At 58.5% G+C, this 26,529-nt stretch carries 20 protein-coding genes; 13 read left to right on the top strand and 7 right to left on the bottom strand.

The features are described from left to right. The first annotated feature begins 306 nt into the window (after positions 1-306). From V6R85_RS14370 to V6R85_RS14355, 4 genes are all read left to right on the top strand, one after another. Complete coding sequence (locus V6R85_RS14370; RefSeq protein ID WP_060727382.1) at positions 307-3,024, top strand: ABC transporter ATP-binding protein; 2,718 nt, start codon at positions 307-309, stop codon at positions 3,022-3,024. 43 nt (positions 3,025-3,067) lie between these two features. After that, positions 3,068-3,523, top strand: a complete 456-nt coding sequence (locus tag V6R85_RS14365) for a cyclic nucleotide-binding domain-containing protein (RefSeq protein ID WP_111834671.1) — start codon at positions 3,068-3,070, stop codon at positions 3,521-3,523. Positions 3,524-3,713: 190 nt separating this feature from the next. Next, positions 3,714-4,574 carry an MBL fold metallo-hydrolase gene (locus V6R85_RS14360; protein WP_111834670.1) on the top strand — a complete coding sequence of 287 codons (861 nt, stop codon included), beginning with the start codon at positions 3,714-3,716 and terminating at the stop codon, positions 4,572-4,574. A 210-nt stretch (positions 4,575-4,784) separates the two neighbouring features. Beyond that, positions 4,785-6,479 carry an adenylate/guanylate cyclase domain-containing protein gene (locus V6R85_RS14355; RefSeq protein WP_087745058.1) on the top strand — a complete coding sequence of 565 codons (1,695 nt, stop codon included), beginning with the start codon at positions 4,785-4,787 and terminating at the stop codon, positions 6,477-6,479. Positions 6,480-6,513: 34 nt separating this feature from the next. On the opposite strand, the gene V6R85_RS14350 is transcribed toward V6R85_RS14355, so the two are convergent. Continuing rightward, on the bottom strand, positions 6,514-6,996 hold the full coding sequence (locus V6R85_RS14350) for a class I SAM-dependent methyltransferase (RefSeq protein ID WP_336377074.1): 483 nt from the start codon (positions 6,994-6,996) through the stop codon (positions 6,514-6,516). A gap of 4 nt (positions 6,997-7,000) precedes the next feature. After that, on the bottom strand, positions 7,001-8,341 hold the full coding sequence (locus V6R85_RS14345) for a nucleotide sugar dehydrogenase (RefSeq protein ID WP_162695553.1): 1,341 nt from the start codon (positions 8,339-8,341) through the stop codon (positions 7,001-7,003). Between the two features lie 127 nt (positions 8,342-8,468). Between V6R85_RS14345 and V6R85_RS14340 the strand changes: the two genes are divergently transcribed. Together V6R85_RS14340 and V6R85_RS14335 are read left to right on the top strand one after the other, a co-directional pair. Next, positions 8,469-9,566, top strand: coding sequence for a glycosyltransferase (locus tag V6R85_RS14340; protein ID WP_111834669.1), 1,098 nt, complete (start codon positions 8,469-8,471; stop codon positions 9,564-9,566). Further along, a complete protein-coding gene (locus V6R85_RS14335; RefSeq protein WP_003504880.1) occupies positions 9,563-10,306 on the top strand; it encodes a polysaccharide deacetylase family protein in 744 nt (247 codons plus the stop codon). The genes V6R85_RS14340 and V6R85_RS14335 overlap by 4 nt, the downstream gene beginning before the upstream one ends. Here the strand turns inward: V6R85_RS14335 and V6R85_RS14330 are convergent. Then, the gene (locus tag V6R85_RS14330) at positions 10,298-11,260 is read right to left on the bottom strand and encodes a glycosyltransferase family 32 protein (RefSeq protein WP_162695552.1); all 963 of its coding nucleotides are present in this window, start codon (positions 11,258-11,260) and stop codon (positions 10,298-10,300) included. The two genes, V6R85_RS14335 and V6R85_RS14330, sit on opposite strands and share 9 nt — an antisense overlap. 210 nt (positions 11,261-11,470) lie before the next feature. Between V6R85_RS14330 and V6R85_RS14325 the strand changes: the two genes are divergently transcribed. The 7 genes from V6R85_RS14325 (at position 11,471) to V6R85_RS14295 (ending at position 21,153) form a co-directional block, all read left to right on the top strand. Beyond that, positions 11,471-13,363 carry an ABC transporter ATP-binding protein gene (locus V6R85_RS14325; RefSeq protein ID WP_099085853.1) on the top strand — a complete coding sequence of 631 codons (1,893 nt, stop codon included), beginning with the start codon at positions 11,471-11,473 and terminating at the stop codon, positions 13,361-13,363. Then, a complete protein-coding gene (locus tag V6R85_RS14320; RefSeq protein ID WP_336377073.1) occupies positions 13,360-15,261 on the top strand; it encodes an ABC transporter substrate-binding protein in 1,902 nt (633 codons plus the stop codon). Before V6R85_RS14325 ends, V6R85_RS14320 begins: the two co-directional genes overlap by 4 nt. A gap of 1 nt (position 15,262) precedes the next feature. Then, a complete protein-coding gene (locus V6R85_RS14315) occupies positions 15,263-16,261 on the top strand; it encodes an ABC transporter permease (protein WP_003504887.1) in 999 nt (332 codons plus the stop codon). After that, entirely contained in the window at positions 16,258-17,433 is a 1,176-nt protein-coding gene (locus tag V6R85_RS14310) for an ABC transporter permease (RefSeq protein ID WP_111793058.1), read from the top strand. Before V6R85_RS14315 ends, V6R85_RS14310 begins: the two co-directional genes overlap by 4 nt. A 72-nt stretch (positions 17,434-17,505) precedes the next feature. Then, positions 17,506-18,714, top strand: coding sequence for a glycosyltransferase family protein (locus V6R85_RS14305; protein ID WP_003504889.1), 1,209 nt, complete (start codon positions 17,506-17,508; stop codon positions 18,712-18,714). Positions 18,715-18,757: 43 nt separating this feature from the next. After that, positions 18,758-20,005 carry a glycosyltransferase gene (locus V6R85_RS14300; RefSeq protein WP_020808533.1) on the top strand — a complete coding sequence of 416 codons (1,248 nt, stop codon included), beginning with the start codon at positions 18,758-18,760 and terminating at the stop codon, positions 20,003-20,005. Continuing rightward, positions 20,002-21,153 (top strand): glycosyltransferase family protein, encoded by a 1,152-nt coding sequence (locus V6R85_RS14295; protein ID WP_020808534.1) that lies wholly within the window; start codon positions 20,002-20,004, stop codon positions 21,151-21,153. Before V6R85_RS14300 ends, V6R85_RS14295 begins: the two co-directional genes overlap by 4 nt. Here the strand turns inward: V6R85_RS14295 and V6R85_RS14290 are convergent. From V6R85_RS14290 to V6R85_RS14275, 4 genes are all read right to left on the bottom strand, one after another. Next, positions 21,119-21,859, bottom strand: a complete 741-nt coding sequence (locus tag V6R85_RS14290; protein ID WP_107677601.1) for a copper homeostasis protein CutC — start codon at positions 21,857-21,859, stop codon at positions 21,119-21,121. The two genes, V6R85_RS14295 and V6R85_RS14290, sit on opposite strands and share 35 nt — an antisense overlap. A 26-nt stretch (positions 21,860-21,885) precedes the next feature. Next, entirely contained in the window at positions 21,886-23,091 is a 1,206-nt protein-coding gene (locus V6R85_RS14285; RefSeq protein WP_020808536.1) for an MFS transporter, read from the bottom strand. 62 nt (positions 23,092-23,153) lie between these two features. Beyond that, entirely contained in the window at positions 23,154-24,587 is a 1,434-nt protein-coding gene (locus V6R85_RS14280; protein ID WP_111834668.1) for a M81 family metallopeptidase, read from the bottom strand. Between the two features lie 12 nt (positions 24,588-24,599). Beyond that, positions 24,600-26,519 (bottom strand): beta-N-acetylhexosaminidase, encoded by a 1,920-nt coding sequence (locus V6R85_RS14275; RefSeq protein ID WP_099085849.1) that lies wholly within the window; start codon positions 26,517-26,519, stop codon positions 24,600-24,602. Positions 26,520-26,529: the final 10 nt, after the last annotated feature.

Below are 26,529 nucleotides of genomic sequence, written 5' to 3'. Positions count from 1 at the left end.
TCGCGGGATCATTGCATCGAAGCGTCTTAACGCCTGATCTACAATAAAAACAACAATATTAGAGAAGTCTAAAAATATAGTCGCATTTATATCCCTTGTCGCCCACACGTTGCAAAAACAAAAGCGGGGGTGACGGAGAAGTCTCGGCAGGACCGCTATTTTGCTCGAAACCGCTTGAATATACTGATAAATAGCGAGTCCCACACCTATTTGCAGGAGGAGGTTGCGCCACCCGGCCACCGGATCGTCTAGACACCGCGCAAACCAACACGCCGGGCCTCGCCCGCCAGGTCATAGAAGTTTTATATGGAACAAAGCCTTACGCGTTATATCTGGTCGCACACGAGGCGGCAGCAGCTTTTCATTCTGCTGATCGTGGCCCTCTCGATGATCCCCTATTTCCTCGCCTTCGATCTGCCCAAGCAGATCGTCAACGGCCCAATTCAGGGGGATGGTTTCGAAGGGGCGAATGCGACGCAGCTTTTCATGCATCTCACGGTCGATATTCCCTATTGGGGCACCGTGACATTATTCCCCGGGCTTGAGCTCAACCGCATGTCGATGCTGATGGCGCTCAGCCTGACCTTCCTTGCGCTTGTCGTCATCAACGGTCTTTTCAAATATTATATCAATACCTTCAAGGGTCGCCTCGGCGAACGACTTCTGCGGCGTATCCGCTTCGAGCTCATAGACAAGATTCTGCGGTTCCCACCCTCCCATTTCAAACGGGTCAAGGGCGCTGAAATCTCCAGCATGGTGAAGGACGAGGTTGAGCCGCTCGGCGGCTTTACCGGCGACGCCTTCGTGCAGCCGGCCCTTCTCGGCGGCCAGGCGCTCTCCGCGCTCTTCTTCATTCTCGTGCAGAATTTCTGGCTGGGCCTGATCGCAGCTTTCATGGCGGCAATCCAGGTGGGCATCATTCCCAAAATGCGCCGCCGCCTCATAGAGCTCGGCCGCCAGCGGCAGCTGAGCGCCCGCCAGCTTGCCGGACGCATCGGCGAAATGGTCGACGGTATCGGCACCATCCACGCCTATGACACCTCCAACTACGAGCGCGCGGATGCCTCGCATCGCCTCGGCGACATCTTCAAGATCCGCTACGATCTCTACCAGTGGAAGTTTCTGGTCAAATTCATCAATAACTTCCTCGCGCAGCTGACACCCTTCTTCTTTTATGCGCTCGGCGGTTATCTCACACTGAAGGGCAGTCTCGATGTCGGGCAGCTGGTCGCCGTCATCAATGCCTATAAGGAACTGCCGGGACCGCTGAAAGAACTGATCGACTGGGATCAGGCACGCCAGGACGTGCAGGTGAAATACGAGCAGGTCTTCGAGCAGTTCGATGCACCAAACATGATCGAAGAGAAGGTGCAGAAACTGTCTCCCGGCACCGTCGCGGCAATCAGCGCCCCGATCGTCGTCGCCAATCTGACGCTCGAGGATGATAGCGGCAGCCGGCTTCTGGAGCAGGCATCGCTGAAGGTCGAGCCGGGTGAGGTGATCGCCATCGTCGGCGGCTCGGGCGCCGAGGCGCTGGCGGATGCGATCGGCCGCACGCTCTGGCCAACCTCGGGCAAGATCAGCATCAACGACGTCGACATATTGGAACTGCCGGAATCGCTCACCGGGCGGCGCATTTCTTATGTCTCCTCGGACAGTTACTTCTTCCATGCCAGCCTGAAGGACAATCTGCTTTACGGCCTCAAACACGCCCCCCTTGCGGACAGGGACTATGAGGGCGCGGCGCTGGAACACCGCAAGTGGGAAATCCGCGAAGCCAAGATGGCGGGAAATCCGCTGATCGATATCAACAGCGAATGGATCGATTACGCTTCGAGCCCGGCCGGCGACGGCAGGCCGGAAAATCTCATCCAGGCCATTCTGGCCGTCCTCGACAGCGTGGAACTCTCACAGGATATTCTGGAATTTGCGCTGCGTTCGTCGATCGATCCTTTGACCGACCTGCATCTTGCCGCCCGCATCGTGGAGTTGCGGCATGTCCTGCGGGCTGAACTGGAAAAGGAAAATCTGAGCGGCCTCATCGCCCCCTTTGAACTGGAAAGCTACAACAGCGAGGCGACGGTTGGTGAAAACCTGCTGTTCGGCACCATGCGGGATTCGTCCCAGACAATCAGAATCGTCATCGAAAGCGACTATTTCCGCTCCCTGATGCGCGAAACCGGTCTCGTCAAAACCCTGTTCGAAATGGGTTACACGATTGCCGAAAACATCGTGGAAATCTTCGCCGACCTGCCGGGAGATCACCCCTTCTTCCAGCAGCTTACCTTCATGACCCCCGATGACATTCCAGTCTATCAGCAGATGCTGCAGCGGCTTCAGGGAAAGAGTTTCGACGAGGCCAATGAAAACGAAAAGCGCGCAATGCTGCGGCTCAGCTTCTTCTACATCGAGCCTCGCCAGCGTTTCGGCCTGCTGTCGCCGGAGATCATGAACCGGATCGTCGAAGTCCGGCACATGTTCCATGAGAACCTGCCCGACAGCCTGAAAAACGTGATCGAAATCTACGATCCGACCAAATACATGAGCGCCACCAGCCTTCTGGACAACATCCTCTTCGGCAAGGTCGGCCATCGTTACACCGACGCCTCGCGGCGCATCACCCGCATCGTGGCAGATGTCATGCGCAAGCAGGGTGTCTATGAGCGCGTGCTGGCGGTGGGTCTGGACTTCAACCTCGGCGCCGGCGGCAAACGGCTTGGCCCGCTCCAGCGCCAGAAGCTCAATCTCGCGCGGGCGCTGATCCGCAAATCCGATTATTACGTCTTTAACCGCCCTCTTCCCGGCCTCGATCCCCGACAGCAGGAGGAAATTGTTGAACGGGTCATCACACTCCTGAAACAGAACAACAATAACCCGTCGATCATATGGGTTCTGTCGAATGCGACGCTCTCTCGCATGTTCAAGCGAGTGATCGTTGTTCATCAGGGCCTGATCACCGCCGACGGAAGTTACGAGACTCTCGCCGAGGAAAACGGTACATTCAAGGACATGGTCGCAACATAAGTCCAAGAAGGTGACCGAGGTGGAACAAGAACAGGGTAAGTCAATGCTGTTTAAAGACGAAATTCAAATGCTGAAAAGGGTCCCGTTTTTTTCTGAAATGGAACCGTCAAAGCTCAAACTACTCGCATTCGCGTCCGACCGAGTATCCTATCACGCTGGCGACGTACTGTTTCATCAGGGAGACGTCGGCGATGCGGCCTATGTTCTCTTGACCGGAAAAGTCGATGTTCTCGTCGATTCCCCTTCGGGCACGCTGAAAGTGGCCGAAATGACCGGTAATGCCATTGTCGGCGAAATCGCAATCCTTTGCGATAGCGTCAGAACAGCGACCATTCGCGCCTCCACCAATGTGGAAGCCCTGCGCATCGGCAAGGAACAGTTCTTCAAGCTCATGTCCGATTTCCCTGACATCACCATCAAGGTCATGCGTGTTCTCGCCGAACGCCTTACCCAGACGACGGCGGAACTGAGCAAAGCGCGAACGAGCGTCAGGACATAAACGGCAATTCCTTGCTACCGTGAATGGCGATATTGGAAAAATAAATGTCGTACTATTGCAATATAAATGAAATGCTGACTGAATAAGGGGTAAAGGCTTCCGCCAGAAACGAGCGGATATAAGAATCTATAGAGACAACGGGCTTCATGGGAGGAAAGCGTGCAAGATTCCGTTGTTATTGGGGTGTGTCATGGCGTTCGATTCCGACACAACAAGTCGGGAAAGTAATAGAAATTTTCGGGTAAAGATCTGGGGTGCGCGGGGAACGCTTCCTGTTTCAGGTGAAAACTTCCGAAAATACGGCGGGAATACCATCTGCATCGAGGTAAGATGCGGCGAGCACGTTCTTTTGTTCGATGCGGGTTCGGGCTTGCATCCCGCTGGCCTTGCTTTGCGGGCGGAAGGCATTACCGACGTCAACCTGTTCTTCTCGCATTGCCATTACGACCACATTGTCGGCTTCCCCTATTTCAAGCCCTTTTATAACAGCTCCAATGATGTCGCCATCTGGTCGGGCCACCTTGCCGGCACCATGACGACCCGGGAAATGCTCAGGGATTTCATGAGCCCGCCCTGGTTCCCCGTGCCGCTGGAGATCTGTTGTGCCAAGATCGCAACGCGGGACTTCCTGCCCGGCGATGCGCTTGATGTGCATCCCGGCCTTTCGATCAGAACCGGAATGCTCAACCATCCCGGCAACGCCATCGGATACCGGCTGGACTGGGAAGGAAAATCCCTTGCCATCATCACCGACACCGAACATGAGCCGGGCAGCATCGACGAAACCGTGCTCGACCTGATCAGGGATGTCGATCTTTTCCTCTATGACGCCATGTTCACCGATGAGGAAATGGGCCTTTATCGCGGTTATGGCCATTCGTCCTGGCAACAGGCGATCCGCCTCGCCAAACTCGCTGGTGCAAAAAATGTCGGTTTCATCCACCACGCCCCAAGCCGCAGCGACGAGGAACTGGACAGCATCGAAAAACAGGCAAAATCCCTGTTCAGCGGCGCATTCGCGGCCATGGACGGCCAGATCATCGAACTCTGATCGCAACTTGGCTCCGGCGAAGATTTGATCTTGCCGACCGTTTTTTCGAAGTCCTGATTCAACATCTTTTGCACGCAGGCATTCGAACACGCACAATTGACTGTTTGCGATCAATTGCTCCACGATATTGCCACGAGACACCCTGCACTAAGGGGTGCCACCACATACTACATGATGATTCTGCGTCGATGACCACATGATGGGATTTGCATGATCCGTTTCTTTTCGGAGACCAATTTGAGACGCGCCCGGATTTTATCCGGTCTCATCATATTTGCTTTCGTATTTTCCCATCTTTTCAATCACTCCCTCGCGCTCATCTCCATCGATACCGCCGAACGGGCGCGAAAATGGTTCAGCCTGATCTGGCTCAATCCCGTCAGCAGCCTGCTTTTTTATGGGTCGGTTGTCGTGCATGTCTGCCTTGTTCTGCGCTCGCTTTATCAGCGCAGAACGCTGCGCATGCCGCTTCGCGAAGCGCTTCAGGTCATTTTCGGCCTGTCGATCCCGTTTCTGATCATCGGCCATGCCGTGAATATCCGCGTATCGCACATGCTCTATGGCATCGACGTCGGTTATTATTCGGTTATCCGCCGCCTGTGGATCAATAATCCTGTCAGCGGCGCATGGCAGAGCCTTGCATTGATCGTGATCTGGATCCACGGATGCATCGGCCTTTATTTCTGGCTGCGTTATCGCGACTGGTATCCGAAAATCGCCGGGCTCTTCATGACGGTGGCAGTGATGCTGCCGCTTCTGGCCTTGCTGGGTTTCAGCGATGCGGGCCGCTGGCTGGAGGAAGTCGATCGGAAATACGCGCTTCCTCCCGGGCTCTCGGATTACGCCATCCAGAGAGACGAGCTCCCGCTGCAAAGGGAGATGGAAACGCGAATCCGGTTCATTACCAGCACGACCGAAGCGCTTTTTGCCGGCGCGGTCATGCTGGTCTTCGTATTGCGCGGCGTGCGCAGCTTCCGGCAACGGTTGACCGCCATCGAAATCCACTATGAACAGGGCGCACAAGCACGCATCCCGGCCGGCTTCAGCATTCTCGAAGCCAGCAGGCTCGCGGGCATCCCGCACTACTCCGTCTGTGGCGGCAAGGGACGCTGCTCAACCTGTCGCGTCAAGGTTCTGAACAGCAAGGGCCCGCTTCCGCCACCCGGGGAGATAGAGCAGACCACCTTGAGGCGCATCCATGCCGATTCGGATGTGCGGCTCGGTTGTCAGCTGCGCCCTACGAGCGATCTCAACATCGCGCTTCTCGTTTCACCGCCCCAGCAGAGCGATCTGCCCGCGGATGCACAGCCGGCCCGACCCGGCCGTGAAGAAGAAATCGCCATCCTCTTCTGCGATCTGCGTAACTTCACCACGCTGTCCGAAGCGAAGCTGCCCTATGATGTCGTCTTCCTTCTCAACCGCTATTTCACCATCGTCGGCCAAGCCGTCGAACACGCCGGAGGTCATCTCGACAAATTCATTGGCGATGGCGCCATGGCCCTTTTTGGACTTGGCGAGGATGCGGACCGTGCCTGTCGCAACGCCATGAAGGCAGCCGCAACCATATTGCGGGATATCGCCATCCTGAACGAGGGGTTGGAGAAACAATTCGCCGTCCGCCTGGAAGTGGTGGTCGGCATTCACTCCGGCCCGAGCATCGTCGGCGTGATGGGATATGGCGCGGCAAAAACCCTGACGGCCATAGGCGATACCGTCAACGTGGCAAGCAGGCTCGAATCCAAGGCCAAGGAGTTCGGCGCCGCCATCGTCGTTTCCGAACCAGCCATCATTCAGGCGGGACAGGAGATTGCCGACCTCAGAAGCGAAGAAATCGCCATTCGCGGCCGCAACTCGCAAATGAAGGTCTTCCTGCTCTCGAAGGAAGAGAGCGAGCGCTATTTATGAAGTAGCCCCGACAAACCTGTCGGGGCGTCCGATCTCAAATCTTGCGATAGAGAAAATAACGGTCCGTCGGCACACTTGCCGGCACCGGCAGCGGCTTCAGCATGGGATGATCCAGAGGCAGCCCGCTGACCGCGAGGCCGCCTTTTGCCAGCATGCCCGCAGCAAGATCGGGCAACCATGTAAGGGTAACCGCATCCTTTTCCGGATAGCCCGTGCCGATATCGGCATGCACGAAAGCCGCTTCCGTGCCGATGAAAGCCGGAGCGGTTTGCGATATTTCGCCGATCACCAGATCCTCCTGCGCCGGAACCGAGGAGGCATGTGCATCCATGGCCCTGTCGAAAGCGATGATGCGGCGGTTGGGGAACAGCTCTCGCAGGTGATTGAAGGTGCGCCCGTTTCCAAGGCCGATTTCCATAAGCGCCCCTTCACCCGGCAGATCGAGATTGGCCGCGACATGGTTGAGGATATCCCGCTGCGCGGTCAACCGGCGAATGAAACTATCGAGTCTGCTCATTTTATCAGGCCTTGATGATGTGTTTTGCGGCTATATCCCGACGCGCGAAAACATTGCGTGTGTCGATGATAAGCGGCGCCCATTCGCTTAGAGCGGCATAATCCACATTGTCATGGTCAGTCGCAACGAGAACGGCGTCGAAGGCGCCGATCGCCTGCCTGTCCCACGGCACGGATTTCATGCCCATGAGGTGGCTATATTCCCGTGTTTTCGGGATTTCAGCCACGTAGGGATCGAAATAGGCCACTTCGCCGCCGCGCTCCTGAATAAGCTCGATGAGCTTCAGTGAGGGACTTTCGCGAATGTCAGGCACGTTCTTTTTGTAGGCGAGACCGACAACCAGCACCTTTGAGCGGCTGAGCGCCTTGCCGGAATGAATATCGAGCGCCTCCGCAACCCGTCCGATGACGTGACGCGGCATACCGGTATTGATCTCCCCGGCAAGTTCGATGAACCGCGTTGGCAATTCATATTCCCGCGATTTCCAGGTGAGATAGAACGGGTCGATCGGTATGCAGTGGCCGCCAAGACCCGGACCGGGATAAAAGGGCATGAAACCAAACGGCTTGGTTTTCGCCGCATCGATCACTTCCCATATGTCGATACCCATGGCCTCGTAGACGACCTTGAGTTCATTGACGAGGGCGATATTGACGGCACGGAAGACGTTTTCGGTGATTTTTACCGCTTCCGCCGTGGCATTGGTCGAAACCGGAACGATTTTTTTGACCACCGAACCGTAAAAAGCCTCCATCAGCTTTCCAGCGGCCTCACCATCGCCAGCGACAACCTTCGGAATGGTCGAGGTCTCGAAATCACGATTGCCGGGATCTTCCCGCTCGGGCGAAAAGCCAAGGAAGAAATCGACGCCGGAGACAAACCCGGTGCTTTCCAGAATGGTCTTCACCACCCCGTCGGTGGTGCCGGGATAGGTGGTCGATTCCAGAACCACGAGCTGCCCCTTGCGCAGATGCGCGGCAATATCCCGGCAGGTCTTTTCGACATAGGAAAGATCCGGCTCGCGATATTTGGTCAGGGGCGTGGGCACGCAGATGGCGATGACATCGCATTCGGCCAGCCTGGAGAAATCCGAGGTGGCGACAAAGCCGTCATCCTGCCTCACACTTGCCAGCACCTCGTCTGAAACGGCCTCGATATAGCTGCGTCCGGCCTCGATCGCGGTAATTTTACCGGGATCGATATCGAAACCGACAACCTTGAAACCGCCCTTGGCGATCGTCATGGCAAGCGGCAGACCGACATAGCCGAGGCCGATCACCCCCGCTTTGGCGCTTCTGTTTTCAATGCTGGAAAGCAGGTTCTGGGAAATGTCTGGGGAAGTCAAAGCGTGTCACGCTCCGCGCATGTGCAAAAGATGCCTTTCAGTTGGGCAAGAATGACTGACCTGTCAAGGCTCGGGCCTTTCAAATTCCGGTTGACGCCCAAGCCACCGGCAACGCACAACCATCGCCATGAAGATCGCCTTTTATGCGCCGCTCAAATCACCCAACCATCCCGTTCCCTCCGGCGACCGGCTGATGGCCCGCCTGCTGATGCAGGCGATGACGATGGGCGGCCACGAGGTTTCAGTCGCCTCCGAACTGCGCGGCTTCCTGAAACAGCCGGATGATCCCGCGCGGACTTCGCTTGCCGAAACGGCTGAGCGCGAAATCGAGACCATCACGCAGCGCTGGCAGCTGGAGGGCGCACCGGACCTCTGGTTTTGTTATCACCCCTATTACAAGGCCCTCGATTTGCTTGGGCCGGAACTGGCCAGACGTTTCGATATTCCCTACGTCACCGCCGAGGCATCCTATTCGCCCAAGCGCAACGGGATGGGCTGGCAGGTGGTTCAAGACCGGTTGCTGGCCGCATTGAATGTCGCATCGATCAATATCTGCCTCACTGCGCGGGATCGCGAGGGGCTTGTGCGGGCCTCGCCCGCCCTTCGATGGGCCATGTTACCGCCCTTTATCGATGCCGAGGCCTTTCTCAAAAACACACCCAATCCGACCCCGGCAAAGTTGATTGCCGTCGCCATGATGCGGGCGGGTGACAAGCTCGACAGCTATCGCGCCCTTGCCGAAGCGCTCGCCCTTTTGCCGCAGGATATCAACTGGACGCTGGATATCGTCGGCGATGGGCCGGAACGCGCGGCCGTACAAGCCATGTTCAGCGCTTTTCCGGATCAGCGCCTTGTCTGGCACGGGGAAAAAACCGCGTCCGAGATCGCCATGCTTCTTTCGAAAGCGTCACTCTATGTCTGGCCGGGCCATGGCGAGGCCTATGGTCTCGCCTATCTCGAAGCGCAGGCCGCCGGCCTGCCCATCGTGGCCGAAAAGGTGGCGGGTGTTCCCGAAGTGGTAAAATCCGGCACCACAGGATTACTGACACCGGAGAATGATACAGCCGCCTATGCCGACGCGATTAAAACCCTGATCGGTGATGACAACAGGCGTGAAGAACTGGCAAGGGCGGCCCGGCAATTCGTCAGGAACGAACGGTCTTTGGAAAACGTCGCAAAAGAGCTGAACCATATCCTGCTGCAAGCAAAGGCGCGAAGATCATGAGTCTGGAAACACTCGTTGCGGCACTGGACGAATGTGAGCGGCGCGGCATAAAGGCCGATCTCTGGCTCAGGGACGACGATGCGGTGGAGCCGACACCGGCCCTCGACACGCTACTCGATCTTTGCGCCGGCTTTTCCGCTCCGGTCACGCTCGCGGTCATTCCCGAGATGACGACAGATAGGCTCGCACAGCATCTGGATACGTCTGATATCGCCCAGGTCGCCGTCCATGGCTGGTCCCATGCGAATTATGCCGGGGAGAAAGAAAAGAAGCAGGAGCTCGGATCACATCGCGATCCGGCCATCGTTCTCGATGAGTTGCAATCCGGGCTGGATAAACTCCACGACCTGCATGGTGGGCGCTTGGTACCTATGCTCGTGCCGCCATGGAACCGCATAGATGCCGGTATCGTGAAGGAGTTGGCCGGCCTCGGATATCGCGCCTTGTCCGTTTTCGGCCCGGAGAAAAGCACCCTGCCGCCCTGCCTGAACACCCATGTCGACGTGATCGACTGGCACGGCAGCCGCGGTGGCCGTGACGACGATGTTCTTTTCGCCGAGACCGCCGCCCGCATCCTGTACACCGCCGAGAACGGCGGCGCGACCGGCATCCTCACCCATCATCTCGTGCATGATGACAATGTATGGCGCTTCCTGAGACGGCTTTTCGAAGTGACCGCCGAACATCCCGCCGCCCGCTGGCGTTCTTCCAAGGACCTTGTCGACGAAATCTCACCATGATTTCCAGGCGATCAGCAACCCGCCCGCCTCAGTGGAAAGTTTCCGCCTGACCGCTTCCACCTCATCGAAAGCTGCGCGGTTGGGAAGAGACGCGGCGACGAACGACGCCGGCGCGAGGCTGATGCTTCCGGCCCGGGCGATAACGGTGAATATCAAAGGACCGGTCGACCACCAGGCAGGCGCGCGCGGCATGTCTTCGATGATCCCGGGAAAGGCCTCCAGCATCTTGCCAAAGACCGGATGTCCGGCAGGCGCAGCGATGAAGGAATTGGCAAGTAGCATGCTGCCCTGCCCCGTGTCACGCGGCGTTTTTTCGTCAAACACTGTCAGCCCCGCCAAGGGCAGGAATGTATCGAAGCTCACATCGTCCCGCGCCGGATACCAGTCACAATCGAGATAGATGCCGCCAAATCGCTCCAGCAGGATATAACGGGCCACATCCACCGCGCCCGGATAATCGCCTTTGTCCAGCATGGTTTTGAAGATGCCGTTCGAAAACACGCCTTCCCGCTCAAGATCAGCCTCCCGCCAGAGGCGATAGTCGTAACGATGGTTCGAAGCGTGGGCGGCCCATGCCTCAACCGATACCGGCGGGGCTTTTTCCCCGATCCATATCTGGTGGATAAGCCTTGGCACGTCTTCACGGCTTTTGAGACTGATGATGCGACGTTCTTCCGTGGAAAACCGCGCATATTTCTGCAGCACCTGTGGCGGCGGAACCAGCGTATATTGATAGCCGATCCTGGCGACCATATCGCCCTCGGCCTTGGCGAGACGCAGCCGCGCGGCATGCAGTCTGCGCGGCAGACCGAGCACCGTCCGTTCGCCCATCAGATGTCCGTCTTTTGCTGCAACCAGCGATAAGAGAAGCGCGTCGGCTTCCACATATCGGCCGTCATTTTGCAACTGCCGGGCTTTATCGAGCTCAGCGTCATAATATTTCTTGTCGGACATGGATCCTCATTCAAAAGCACCCGTTAACATATCACGAAACAGGAGCTGTCAGGCAAGCCGCCCTATTTCGGAAGCCGGCTTTGAATTTGCTAAACAATTCGATGTTTCAGAGGCATAGACAGACAACAAACCCTGCGATAACGTGGATTTAAGCCCTCCTGAGCAATTGTCACAACGTAACAATAAAGAGACGGCAAGGAACCCTTTGGCATGAGCGCAGGCGCAGATTTGCTCCGTATTGAAAATCTGCGGGTTTCGTTTTCTCTGATGGGCGGCACCATCGATGCCGTCAGGGGTACCAGCCTTCGCATTCTTCCGGGAAAAGTCACTGCTCTCGTTGGCGAGTCCGGCTCGGGAAAGTCCGTCATCGGCCAGACCATCATGGGCATTCATCCCAAGACGGCGCGCGTGAACGGCCGGGTGCTGTTCACCGATCCGGAAAATGCTGCAGCCGGCCCTATCGATCTGCTGCAATTGCCGAAGGACGGGCGGGAAATCCGTTCAATACGCGGAAACCGCATCGGCCTGATTTTTCAGGAGCCTATGACGTCCTTCTCGCCGCTGCATACGATCGGCAACCAGATCGATGAGGCGCTCAGAATCCACAGCATCCTGTCGCCGGCCGAACGTGCGGAAAAAATGTATGAAACGCTCGATCTCGTTGGGTTTTCCAAACCCAAGAAGGTCGTGAACATGTATCCCTTCGAATTGTCGGGCGGCATGCGCCAGCGTGCCATGATCGCCATGGCGCTGATCTGTCGCCCCGCGCTCCTGATCGCCGACGAGCCGACGACGGCGCTTGATGTGACGATACAGGCGCAGATCCTGAAGCTCCTGCGCGATCTCCAGAGCCGGCTGAACATGAGCATGCTGCTCATCACCCACGATCTCGGTGTAGTGGCCAATATCGCCGACGAGGTCGCCGTGATCTATCAGGGCGAGATCATGGAGGCGGGCACGGTCGATGACATTTTCAAGTCGCCAAGCCATCCCTATCTCAAGGGCCTGATGGCCGCCGTGCCGCATTTCGACATGAAGCCCGGCGAAAGGCTGAAGGCGCTGCGTGAAATCAACATTGACCACGAAAGCCTTGTCGGCAAAAAGACCGCCGCGGTCAATAAAACTCCCGGCCCGCTTCTGACCGTGGACAATATCAGCAAGACCTTCACAACCCGCAAATCCAGCTGGTTCCGCAAGGGTGACGCCAACGCCACAAAAGCGGTCAACAGCGTCAGTTTTGAAATCCGCCGCGGAGAATGCCTCGGCCTGGTCGGCGAAAGCGGCAGCGGCAAAACCACCGTCAGCAAAATCCTCATGCGCGCCGTGCGCCCGGATGAAGGCTCGGTGACCTTTCATCGCCCGCAGGGCGATATCGATGTCCTCAATGCGAAGGACGGCGACCTCAAGGAGCTGCGGTCGAAGATACAGATGGTCTTCCAGGACCCGATATCGTCGCTGTCTCCACGTATGACGGTGGGCAATATTCTGAGCGAGCCGCTCGAAATCCACGGACGGGGCGATGCGAAGTACCGCGCGGAGAAAGTCCGCAATCTCGTCAGGGCTATCGGGCTTGGAGAAAGCGCGCTTAATCGTTATCCGCACAGTTTTTCGGGCGGCCAAAGGCAGCGTATCGGTATCGCCAGAGCCCTGGCGCTCGGACCCGAACTGCTGATCTGCGATGAACCCGTTTCCGCCCTCGATGTCTCCGTGCAGGCGCAAATCCTCAATCTGCTCAAGGATTTGCAAAAAGACCTCGGGCTTACCTATCTCTTCATCTCGCACAATCTGGCGGTGGTGGATTACATGGCCGACCGCGTGGCCGTGATGTGCGAGGGCCGCATCGTCGAGCTGGCGCCGCGGGAAATCATGATGCGCTCTCCGGTTCACCCCTATACCAAATCGCTGCTGGCAGCCGTGCCTTTCCCCGATCTCGACCGTCCGCTTGATTTCCGCACCATCGGCAAGATCAGCGCGACGGGCAAATTCGACTGGGGCAAGCAGTTCCGCGATGAGGGTGATGGCGACATGATCTCCGCCGATCTGGGCGACGGCCATTTCGTTCTCGCAAACGGCAATGCCGACATCCGGGAGCTTCGCCCTTGATCACGCGCCGCACCACCCTTGCCCTGTTGGCCTCCGTTTTCCTGCCGGCCTATGCGCGAGCCGCCTATACCGACCCCGCCTATTTCAAGGAAAAACGGGAAAAGGGCGAATTGCCCGACGTAGCCGAACGGCTGCCGAAAAACCCGCGTGTCATCGACATGAAAGCGCTTGGCCGTGAGCCAGGAAAACATGGCGGCTCGGTGCGCATGCTCATTGGCGGCCAGCGTGATATCAGGCTGATGCCGATCAGCAGCTATGCCCGCCTCGTCGGTTATGACGAAAAATTCGAGCTTCATCCGGATATTCTGGAAAGCTACGACGTTCAGGACGAACGCATCTTCACCTTCAAGCTGCGCGAGGGCCACAAATGGTCCGATGGCAGCGACTTCACCTCTGAGGATTTCCGCTATTTCTGGGAGGATGTCGCCCTCAACAAGGAAATCCACAAGGGCGGTCCTCCGATCGAACTTCTGGTCAACAACAAACCACCCCTGATCGAGGTCATTGACCTGCTGACGGTACGTTACAGCTGGGACGGCCCCAACTCGGATTTTCTGGCGAAGCTCGCAGCCGCCTCACCGGCGCGGCTGTTCCTTCCCGCCGCCTACATGAAGCAGTTCCACGTCAAATATCAGACTGCGGAAAATCTCGCCAAACTCATCAAGAAAAACAAGGCGGATGACTGGAGCGGGCTGCATATCAAGATGTCGCGGCAGGTGCGCCCGGAAAATCCTGCTTTGCCGACACTGGATGCCTGGCGCAACACAACCGCGCCGCCAGCCGAACAGTTCGTGTTCGAACGCAACCCCTATTATCATCGCGTCGATGAAAACGGCCTGCAACTGCCCTATCTCGACCGGTTCCTGCTGAACGTCACCTCGTCCGATATCATCTCGGCCAAGACGGCCTCCGGCGACAGCGATCTGCAATATTTTGGCCTCGATTTCGCCGACTACACCTTTTTGAAGGATGCGGAAAAGCGTTTTCCTCTGAAGGTGAACCTCTACAAGCGCTCCCAGGGTTCACGCATCGCGCTTCTGCCCAACCTGAATTGCGCCGATCCGGTCTGGCGCAGCGCTTTTCAGGACGTACGCGTGCGCCGTGCTTTGTCCCTTGCGATCAACCGGCACGAAATCAACATGGTCTGTTTTTACGGGCTGGCGAAGGAGAGCGCCGATACCGTTCTGCCGGAAAGCCCGCTTTACCGGCAGGAATTTGCGGACGCCTGGAGCGCCTTCGACCGCGCAACCGCCAACAGGCTGCTCGATGAAGCCGGTCTCGACAGGCGCGACAGCGCTGGCCTCCGGCTCCTGCCGGATGGGCGTCCGGCCTATATCATCGTCGAGACGACAGGCGAAAGCACGCTCGAAACCGACGTGATGGAGCTAGTGACGGATCACTGGCGGCATATCGGCATTGCTGTTTCCGTGCGCCCCACCCAGCGCGATGTCTTCCGCAAACGCGCCATGGGCGGCGAGGTGCTGATGTCGGTATGGATGGGCATGGACAATGGTGTGCCGACGCCGGACATGCTGCCATCCGGCCTTGCGCCCACCGGTGACGACCAGCTGCAATGGCCAGTCTGGGGCATCCATTATCTTTCCGGCGGCCGCGAGGGCAAGGAACCTGACCTGCCGGAAGCGGCGCACCTGCTCGATCTCCTGAAAAAATGGCGCAGAAGCGTCACCGAGGAAGAACGTCAGGCCATCTGGCTGGAGATGCTCGGGATTTATACGCAGCAGGTGTTTTCCATCGGTATCGTCAACGGCGCGCTGCAACCTGTCGTCCATGTCAAACGCATGCGAAACGTGCCGGACAAAGCGCTCTTCGGTTACGAACCCACATCTTATCTCGGCGTCTACATGCCGGATGCCTTCTGGTATGACGGAGACGCCTGATATGCTGCGGTATATTTTAAAGCGCATCCTCGTCATGATCCCCACGCTGATCCTGATCTCGATGCTGGTCTTCACCATCATCGAACTACCGCCGGGCGATTATTTCGAAAGCTACGTCGCAGAGCTGCGTGCCATGGGCGAAACGGCGAACCTTGCCGAAATCGAGGAGTTGCGCGTCCGCTATGGCTTCGATCAACCGGCACCGATCCGCTATTTCCGCTGGGCGACCGGCATGCTCGTCGGTGATTTCGGTTATTCCTTCGAATATCAGCTGCCGGTCAGCGATGTGGTTGGAGACCGCCTGTGGCTGACGGTTCTGGTGTCCTTCGTCACCATCATCGTCACCTGGATCCTCGCTTTTCCAATCGGCATCTATTCCGCCACGCACAAATACAGCTGGGGTGACTACGGGCTCACCTTCCTCGGCCTGCTCGGCATCGCCATTCCCAATTTCATGCTGGCGTTGATCCTGATGTATTTCGCCAATATCTGGTTCGGCATCTCCATCGGCCACCTGATGGACCGGGAATATCTGAGCCAGGCGATGAGCTGGGCGAAGCTCAAATCGATCCTCGAACATATCTGGATTCCCGTCCTCATCATCGGAACGGCGGGTACGGCCGGCATGATACGCCGCCTGCGCGCCAATCTGCTCGACGAATTGCAGAAGCAGTATGTGGTGACGGCCCGGGCCAAGGGGCTTCATCCCTTCAAGGTGCTGACCAAATATCCGCTGCGCATGGCGCTGAATTTCTTCATCTCGGATATCGGCTCGATCCTGCCTGCGATCATATCAGGCGCGGAAATCACCGCCGTCGTCCTGTCGCTCGAAACCACCGGCCCCATGCTCATCAGGGCGCTGCAGAGCCAGGACATGTATCTGGCCGGTTCGTTCCTGATGTTCCTTGCTTTCCTGACGGTGATCGGCGTTCTGGTGTCGGATATCGCCCTTGCCATACTCGACCCGCGAATCCGCTTCGGAGGTGGTAACGTCAAATGACTTCATCCATTCCGAACCCCGGCGAAGCGCTGCCCCACTATGTCTCGACCGCGCCCTTCGACCCGTCGCTGATCGAACCCAACACATCAGGAATGGCGGCCTTCAGCAAGGCCTCGCAGCTGCGTCTCATGTGGTGGCAGTTCCGTCAGCACAAGATCGCGGTCTGGTCCGGCGCTTTTCTGGTGGTGCTTTACCTTTCGATCCTGATCAGCGAATTCCTCGCGCCCTATAACCTCCATACCCGCAATATCGAGCACATCTACGCGCCACCGCAGGCCATTCACCTGTTCAATGACGGAAAATTTGTCGGCCCCTTCGTTTACGGCCGGGAAATGACGCTCGACATGGACAATCTGAGACGGGTCTATCGGGACGTGCCGACGGATATCCAGCCGCTGCGTTTCTTCTGCAAGGGCGATACCTATCACTTCTGGGGCCTGTTCGAGGGCAGAACCCATCTCGTTTGCCCGGCCGAAGGCGGTGAAATGTTCCTGCTCGGCACGGATCGTCTCGGCCGTGACGTACTCTCCCGTATCATCTATGGCGCCCGTATTTCGCTGACCATCGGCCTTCTCGGCGTCGCCATGAGCTTCGTTCTCGGCATTGTGATCGGTGGTCTCGCGGGTTATCGCGGCGGCACCTTTGATCTGATTGTCCAGCGTGTGATTGAAGTCCTGCAATCCATCCCGAGCATTCCGCTGTGGCTGGCGCTTGCGGCCATCATGCCGGTGACGTGGAGCCCCATCCTCGTCTATCTCGGCATCACCATCATTCTCGGCATGCTGGACTGGACGGGGCTGGCGCGCGCCGTGCGCTCAAAACTGCTGGCGCTTCGCGAAGAAGACTATGTTTTGTCTGCACAATTGATGGGCGCGGGCACGCCGCGCATCATCGGCAGACACCTTATTCCCGGCTTTATGTCACACCTGATCGCCTCTGCCACATTGACAATTCCAGGCATGATCCTGGGCGAGACCGCACTGAGCTTTCTCGGGCTTGGTCTCAGACCACCGATCACAAGTTGGGGAATTCTGCTCACAGAGGCGCGCAGCGTCAGCGTCATTGCGCTATATCCGTGGCTTCTAATACCGACGATCCCGGTCGTTCTCGTCATTCTGGCCTTTAATTTCTTCGGTGACGGACTACGTGATGCTGCGGACCCCTTCAAATAAAATGGAATACGTCTTGATACACTGCCCTTCCGACGCCGCCTTCATCGTGAAAGGCAAAAAGAGGTCTGGCCCATGAGCTCCCGTTTGAACGACGCGCGCATTCTCATGTACAGCCATGATTCCTTCGGCCTCGGCCATCTGCGGCGGTGTCGCACGATTGCGCATGCTCTGGTGGAGGATTATCGCGGCCTCAACGTCCTCATCATTTCAGGTGCGACGATTGCCGGCGCCTTCGATTATCGCGCCCGCGTCGATTTCGTGAAAATCCCGAGCGTCATCAAACTGCGCAACGGTGAATATACCTCGATGGACAGGCATATCGATCTTCAGGAAACGCTGAAGATGCGCCGCTCCATCATCTATCACACCGCTGAAAGCTTCCAGCCGGATATCTTCATCGTCGACAAGGAGCCCATGGGCCTGCGTGGCGAGGTGGAGGAAACGCTCGCCTATCTCAAGGGACAGGGCACCAAGCTCGTCATCGGCCTGCGCGACGTCATGGATGCGCCGCAGCTGCTCGAAGCGGAGTGGAAGCGCAACAATGTCATGACAAAGATCGGCCAGTTCTATGACCACGTCTGGATTTATGGCCCGCCCGATTTCCACGATCCGCTGACGGGGCTCGATGTTCCGCACACCGTTCGAGACAAGATGGATTTCGTCGGTTTCCTGCAAAGGTCCAAGACGCAGGCCGAAACCGTATCGCATCGGCCGGAAGGCGATTACCTTCTCGTCACCACCGGCGGCGGCGGTGATGGCAGCGAATTGATCGATGACGTCATCAACGCCTATCGCCATGACAGCGAACTGACGCATAAGGCGCTGGTGGTGCTCGGCCCCTATATGCCGGCGGATCAGCGCCAGCGCTTCATGAACAGCGTCGCCGATATTCCGCATATCGAGATCATCGAGTTCGACAATCGCATGGAAGATCTCGTCGCCGGCGCGCAGGCCGTTGTTTCGATGGGCGGATACAACACCGTCTGCGAGATATTGTCTTTCGACAAACCCGCCCTCGTCGTGCCGCGCACGGTGCCGCGCGAAGAGCAGCTTATCCGCGCCAGCCGCGCCTCGGAGCTTGGCCTTTTCGACATGCTTCTACCGGAAGATGCCGAGAACCCCGCAAAAATGGCGGCGGCACTGAAAGCGCTGCCAAACCGCGCGCCCCCTTCCGTCAATGCGCGCGGGCTGAAACTGGATGGTCTGGAAAACATATCGCGCCGGATCGCCGAATGGCTGCCGCCCGAGGGCGACAAGGCGCCGATCACGCTAACCGCGTGACCGGTTCCCCGACAAACACCACTTCAAAAGAGACACGCGCAACGTGACCGATACAAAAAAAATCGTGGTGCTCCTCAAGGGCTATCCGCGCCTGTCCGAGACATTCATAGCTCAGGAGCTTCTCGGGCTGGAAAAGGCCGGCCTGAAGCTCGAACTCATGTCGATGCGCCGGCCCACGGACAAGAAGCGCCATCCCGTTCACGATGAAATCCGCGCGCCCGTTACCTATTTGCCGGAGTATCTGCACGAGGAACCGCTGCGCGTTCTGAGGGCGCTATGGGCCTGCCGCAAAAAGCCGGGCTTCACCAAAGCGCTTCGCCGCTTTTTCAGCGACCTGCCGCATGATCTCAGCCGCAACCGCTTCCGCCGTTTCGGGCAGGCCGCGGTGCTCGCGCATGAATGGCCGGAAGATGCCGAATGGCTGCACGTTCACTTCATCCACACGCCCGCCTCGGTCGCCGCCTATACCCATCTGATGACAGGCACGCCCTGGACGATCTCGGCGCACGCGAAGGACATCTGGACCTCGAACGACCGCGACCTTGCCGCCAAGCTGCAAAGCGCCCGCTGGGCCGTGACCTGCACCGCCGGCGGTTTTCAGCATCTGCAGACACTTTCCGGGGCCAAGAAGAATGTGCATCTGAGCTATCATGGCCTCGATCTCACCCGCTTCCCGCATTTCGAGACACCGCGCCCGGTAAGGGACGGATCGGACGCCGATGATCCTGTCAGGATTTTAAGCGTCGGCCGAGCCGTCAAGAAAAAGGGCATCGATATTCTGCTGCGCGCGCTCGCCTCGCTTCCCCAGAATATCCATTGGCGTTTCACCCATATCGGCGGCGGCGATGAACTGGCCGCACTGAAGAAACTTGCCGACGAACTCGGCATTGCCGACAGGATCGTCTGGACCGGCGCCATGGACCAGAAGCAGGTGCTGGAGAATTACCGGGAAGCAGACCTCTTCGCTCTTGCCTGCCGCATCACCAGCGATGGCGACCGCGATGGCCTTCCCAATGTGCTGGTCGAGGCTGCGAGCCAGGCTTTGACCTGCATCTCCACCAACATATCAGGCATTCCGGAGTTCTTCGTCAGTGGTGAAAACGGCCTATTGACGGAACCGGAAAATCCGGCCGCCTTCGCAGAGGCTCTGCGCATGGCCATCACCGATCCGCAATTGCGCCAGCGTCTTGGCAGTGCAGCCGAAAACCGTGTGCGCACCGCCTTCGACCATCGCACCAGCATTGCCGAACTGAAGGCCCTGTTCGAGACCGAGTGGGAAAAAACGCCATGACCGATACGGAAAAACGCCCCTGCGTCTTCTTTTACGTCCAGCACCTTCTCGGCATCGGCCATATCGCCCGCGCCAGCCGCATTGCCAAAGCCCTTCAGGCGGACGGTTTTGATGTGGTTCTGGTGACGGGCGGCACTCCGGTCCCGGGCTTTCCGGGCGAGGGCATCCGCCATGTCGAATTGCCGCCCATCGCCGTTAGCGACGGCAACTTTGCCGGCCTAGTCGACAGTTCCGGCAAACCGGTGGATGACAACTTCAAGAGGCTTAGAACCGATATGCTGATCGGGGCCTATCACGGCGCCAAACCCGATATCGTTATCATCGAGGCTTTCCCTTTCGGTCGCAGGCAGGTGCGATTTGAATTGCTGCCGCTGCTGGACGAGATTGAGGACAGCGAACCGCGCCCCCTCGTCATGGCGTCGCTGCGCGATATTCTTCAGGAAAAAACCAAACCGGGACGGGACGAAGAGACCGTGTCGCTGGTGAAGAAACATTTCGATGCAGTGCTCGTCCATGGCGATCCGGATTTCGCCCGGCTGGAAGACACCTTTCCCCTCACCGGCGAAATCAGCCAGCGCATCGTCTATACCGGGCTCGTCGCCCCCCTTCCGCCGCCGGAACCGGAGGAGAAATTCGACATCGTGGTTTCCGCAGGCGGCGGCGCCGTAGGGGCAACACTCATACGGGCTGCTATCGAGGCCGCCCCTCTGCTTGGTGGCATCAAGAACTGGTGCCTCGTAACCGGTCCAAACATGCCGCAAGCGGATTTCGATGCGATCTCGGCGCAGGCGGCCGAGAATGTGTCCGTCTTCCGTTTCCGCAAGGATTTCGCAAGTTTGCTCGCCGGGGCACGGCTTTCGGTTTCACAGGCCGGTTATAATACCGTCTGCGATATTCTTCAGGCAAAATGCCGCTCGCTTCTGATCCCCTTCGCGGCCGGGGGCGAAACCGAACAGAGCGCCCGTGCCGAACGACTGGCGCGACTGGGGCTGGCGCATGTGCTGGAGGAGAAGGATATTTCGGCGCAACCGATGGCCGATGCCATCAAGGCAGCACTGGCCTTGCCAGCACCCGGCACGATCACGCTCGACCTCGATGGCGCGGCCGGAACGGCTAGAGCGCTGCGCCGCCTTTATGATGAGCGGTGAGGATCGTCTTCAACTCGCGAACCGCCGCCTCATCTGTAACCTTGCGCCCTGCGCCGGTGAAACCGAGCTTCGCCACCCTGCTTTCCGGATCAAAGGATGGAACGGCGGAACAGGATGCGTGGATTTCCGTGATCGGAAAGCGATCCAGCAATGTCTGAACGCTCTGCGGACGCACGCCGGCACCGGGCATGATGACGATCCGGCCTGCGGCCATCTCGGATAGGTGCGCCAGAGCCTCCATCCCCTCAAGCGCCGAACGCGCGCCGCCGGAAGTGAGAATTCTTGGAAACCCCAACGTGATGGCAGCTTCCAGGGCCTCTTCCATATCAGGCACGACATCAAAGGCCCGGTGCAGCGTCACATCCAGCCCGTCCGCGTGACGGCGCAATTCCTCGAGCAGAACGATATCGAGCGAACCATCGTCACGCGAGGCGCCGAGCACCACGCCGGAAAGGCCTGCAGCACGCGCCGCATCGATGTCGCGTTTCATGACATCCGCTTCATCGCGTGTGAACACGAAATCACCGGCGCGCGGCCTGATCATGACGCTCACCGGCAGCCCACAGGACGCCGCGCGTTGCATGAAACCCGCCGATGGCGTCACACCGCCGCCCGACAGCGCCGCACAGAGCTCAATGCGATCGGCCCCACCGCTGACCGCCGCTTCCAGACCGGCGACATCGTCCACACAAATCTCGAGAATCATCGTAACCTCTTTCATTTGGGTGGCCGTTACCTGCGGCGGCCCTTTCCATCAAGCGCGTAAAGCATATAAACGCCGCCGAGCCCCACGATTGCTCCCAATATGGAAGTTCCCGAATAGCTGGAGACCAGGGTTCCAACGGCAAAAATCAGCGCACCCAGACCAGCACCGAGAAAGATATTGACGGCAATCAGCGAGCTTCCGAGCCCCGGCCGATCAGCGATCAGTTCCTGCAGGTAGGTAATGGGAATGCTGATGATCGCGGCGGCACCCAGCGCACTGATAACCGTCTGCGCGTAGATATGCCACGGCGCGGAAGCAAGCCCCTGCAGGATGAGATAGATGGCATAAAGCCCCGCTCCCGCCGCAAGTGTCAGTGTTTGCGGAACCTTCTTCTCGATCCAGCCCCAGAGGAGAATGAAGACGATTTCCAGCGCAGCGACGATACCCGCAACAATACCGATATCCGCCACCGTGCCCTTGGCCTGTCCGGTTATGATGAGCGAGCGCACGGAATCGTTGAGATGCAGCATCGAGCAGATGAGCGCGATGGCGATGATCCGGAGCAGCACCCGCCGTGACCCGATTTCCGCAAGCGAGGCGCGCAGGCCGAACCGCGCTTCGGTATTTGCCGATGCCGGTGTGGCGGCCCGCGGCAGGCAGAAGGCGACAAGCAGAAAACAGACAAGCGCGCAGATGCCCGAAAACAGGAAAGCCATCAGCATATTGCCGGAATTCACCAGAAAAACACCGACAATACCAGGCACCAGCACCCAGGAAAGCGAGATGGTTGCCCGCATGATCGAGTTCACCGCGATCATTTCACCTGTCGAAAGGTTGCGCGCATCCGCACGCACATGCGCGAAGATCAGCGAATTCATCGCCCCGAAAATCGGCAGAAGCACCAGCTTTGCAGCCACGAAGGCAGTGGCGTTGCCGGCCAGATAAACCAGCAGATAACCGCTGACACCGAAGAGCGCGATATAGAGCATTGGCTTGCGATATTCGCCCAGCCTGTCGGCGACGATGCCCATCAACACGCTGGCGCTGACATTGATGACAGCGGCAAACAGCATCAACAGCGAATAGACGCTGTTGCTCAGCCCGATTTCGCGAATGCCGATGACCGCCTGATAGGGGGCGGTCGCCGCATTCGAAAACCCGAAGAACAGGATGGCGAGCGCCCCGATGCGGATCGACGGGTTGTTGATGACGATGGAAAGAGCCGACGGCATGGAGATTCGCCTGAGATGATCCGGCACCGCCGGATCGCTGGGTAAAAGCTACCGGACCGCTGTCATCGCCAGCGGGCCGAAAGGATGGGTTTGGGGGTATAGTCGAAATGCGGCTTCCATGGGTAGAAATCGCCATCCCGGCGGCGATTGGGAAGGTTTTCGATATCCTGATTGATAACCCCTTCCGTCAGCGCCATGAGGTTGGGATTGGCGATCGGTGCAAGTTCCGGCGAAAGATAACCTGACTTGACGACCAGCAGCCGCACGCCCTTTGGATCGAAGCCGAGACGGGTGAAATCGGAAATCATGTGATAAGGCCTGCGCCGCGCCGCCAGAATGACCGTGATGCCACCGATGGCGACCACCGCCTGCCGCTGGTCCGCAGCACCAGAATCGTCCAATTTCAGGACCTCGGCTTCGACAGTGACCGATGGGCTTTGCGGATCGAGACTGCCGCCAATCTTCAGGGAAAGTGTTGCACCTTCGCCGGCCGCAAAACAGGCTTCGACCGCCGGCCTGTCGGTGATGCCGCCCAGCAGCGCACCCTGCCAGTTGCGCGCAATCAGTGCGGCCAGAACATCGGCGCGATCGCCAACCCCACCACCGGTCGGATTGTCTCCCGAGTCGGCCAGGATGATCGGTCGCGTTGCGGTGTTTTCGGCAATATCCACAATGGCCTCAAGCGGCTCGGTCACGGGGCCGAAACGAAAGTCCTGCCGGGCATTCCAGTAGGATTGCGCGATCTCGCTCGCGACCGCCTGTGCAGCCGCTTTGTCCGTTCCCGTCACCACGGCGCAGGCCGTTGCACGGGGTTCGTCCGCCCAGACGTAGCCGATCATGAAATTCGCATCCCAAATGCCGGGCCGCACATCATGATCCGGCAGAACCGCATAAAGGCTTTTGGCAGGCTCATCTTCTGTGGAGGTCTTCTCACCTGGCAGTAGAACCGGAATTTTCGCCCATGCCACGCCGGGCTTTTCGCCGGTCTTCAGGGCCTTCAGCAGCATCGTCCAGGCCCGCACCATCGTCTCGCGCACGTCGATATGCGGCGCCGTTCGGTAGCCGGCAAATATGTCGAGCTGATCGATGATCGTCTGGCTGACATTGCCATGCAGATCATAGCTCGCGGAAACGATCACATCCGGTCCCACCACGGCGCGGGCGCTGGAAATCCAGTCACCTTCCGCATCCTCCATACCCTCGACATTCATCGCTCCATGCATGGCGAGATAAAGCCCGTCGAGCGGCAGCGCGGCCTTCAGGCGCTCGAGGAATTCCCGCTTGAACGCGTCATAGGTCGCGCGCGACACAGGGCCGCCCGGCACCGCCCGCGCATGCAGAAGCGGCAGTACGTCCACCCTGCCCTCACCGAGGAAATTGAAATACTCGGCCTCCAGCAGTTCGACGCCGCGAAAGACGCGAAAATCTTCCTGCCCCATCAGCACCGGCGAATAGGTGCTGCATTCGGTATGAATTCCACCAACGGCAATACGCATGTCGGTTTCCCCTCAATAAACCGGGCTCAAGGGGACGATGGCGGAAAAACGCAACCAGTCCTTCTGCGCTTTTGGTGTCCACGCCGCCTCGGCAATGGCCGGCAGCCTCGGGAAAACCAGATGGTTGAAATAGGCACGGTTGAGGAAGTGTTCTGACCAGATGCAGGCCTGAACGCCCTTCATCCGCTCCTTCAACTCCTCGGGAAATTCGCCGACGGCTTCATAGGCATAGGTATGCGAAGGCGGAACGGTGCCGGCCCAGCTTGCGCCCGGCTCCTGCCAGGCTTCATCCTGCACCATGTCCAGATAATAGGCCTGACCCGGCGTCATCACCACGTCGTAGCCCTGGCGCGCAAGCTCAAGTCCGACTTCCGGCTTCTGCCATGCCATCAGCAACGTTCCGGCCGGATCGACGCCGCCGCCATGGGAAACCTCATCCCAGCCGGCAAGCTGGCGGCCGCGCTCGTGCAACATCCCCTGAATACGTTTCATGAAATAGGACTGGATGCCGAAGGTGCCATCCAGCCCCTCCTTTTCCATCAGCGCCTTGGCAAGAGGCGAGGCGAGCCAAGACCCATCCGCAACCTCGTCGCCGCCAATATGGATCAGCCGCGACGGAAAGAGCTCAACCATCTCGTCGAATATCTTGCCGAGGAATTCATAGGTCGGCTCGATGGCCGGGTTGAGCGCGTTGTTCGGATATCCCTGCACAGAGCGATAGCTGTCCGGTGCCTCCTGCCCATCCGTCAGTTCCGGATAGGCGACAAGAGCCGCCGTGCTGTGGCCGGGAATATCGACTTCCGGCACGATTTCGACATTCAACGCGGCCGCATGCACAACGACCATGCGCACCTCATCCTGCGTGTAATAGCCGGACACCGGTTCGGCCCCGTTACCGAGCTGCGGCAGAAGTGGCGCATCCGGACCGCGTGTCGCGCCGACTGTGGTCAGCAGCGGATAGGCCTTGATTTCAAGACGCCACGCCTCATCATCCGTCAGGTGCCAGTGGAACCGGTTCATGCGCAGCCATGCGAGAATATCGATCAGCCGCACGACATCATCAGTCGGATAGAATTGCCGCGAGACATCCAGATGGCAGCCACGCCAGCTATAACGCGGCGCATCGCTGATGGTGCCGGCAACAGGGAAACGGAACTTGGGATCGATGCGCGCGCCATGCAGCAGCTGCGCCAGAACCGTCAAGCCATATTGCAGACCGGCAGCGGCCGAATATTCCACAACGACCGCGTCTTTCGAAAAGGTGATGCGATAGCCTTCGGCTTCCAGACCGCTATGCTGCTTGAAACGAAGCGGTTTTCCCTCATGAACCGGCGCGAGGCTGAAGGGCACGTGCCCGACGGCAAAAAGCCTGCGGAACAACGAAAGCACGGTTTCCACCGCAAGCACCTCTTCCGCGCCTGCATCTTCCGTGGGGAAGAGCGCGACGGGGAAGCCTTCGCCCGGTTCCGCATCGATTTCGGCAGGCCAGGGCTGGATGGAAAAGGGCAGATCGAGCTTGCCTTCAGGAAGCAGCACCGGTGCCGGCTCGCTGTGACGCCCATCCAGCATCAGGTCACCGACATCGACAGCGCGATGCGTTCCGTCGGCAAGGCTGACATAGGCGGATTTCGCGCCATCCGTGCGATGCCTTGCGGGCCGCAGCAGGCCATCGACGGTGAAGCGCCAGGATTTGCCGGGCTCCAGCACGAAGCCCGCCGGCGGTGCAAATTCATGGAAATTGGCGTTGCGGCGCAGGTAAACGGCATTGCCGCACACCGGCTTGTCCACCGTCCGCGTCAGCGACGTGTAAACGATACGGAAATCCTTCAGCGGTGCGCCGGAAAGATTGACGAGAGTGAAGGTAAAGCCGCCGGATGCGGACTCTGCGAGCGGATGCCAAGAATTTTCAAGACGATATTGTGCGAGCGCCATGATGCTCCCC

Origin of the sequence: Agrobacterium sp. CCNWLW32 (genome assembly GCF_037083425.1) — a bacterium.
Taxonomy (GTDB): Bacteria; Pseudomonadota; Alphaproteobacteria; order Rhizobiales; family Rhizobiaceae; genus Agrobacterium; species Agrobacterium radiobacter.
This window is presented reverse-complemented; position numbering and strand designations above follow the sequence as displayed.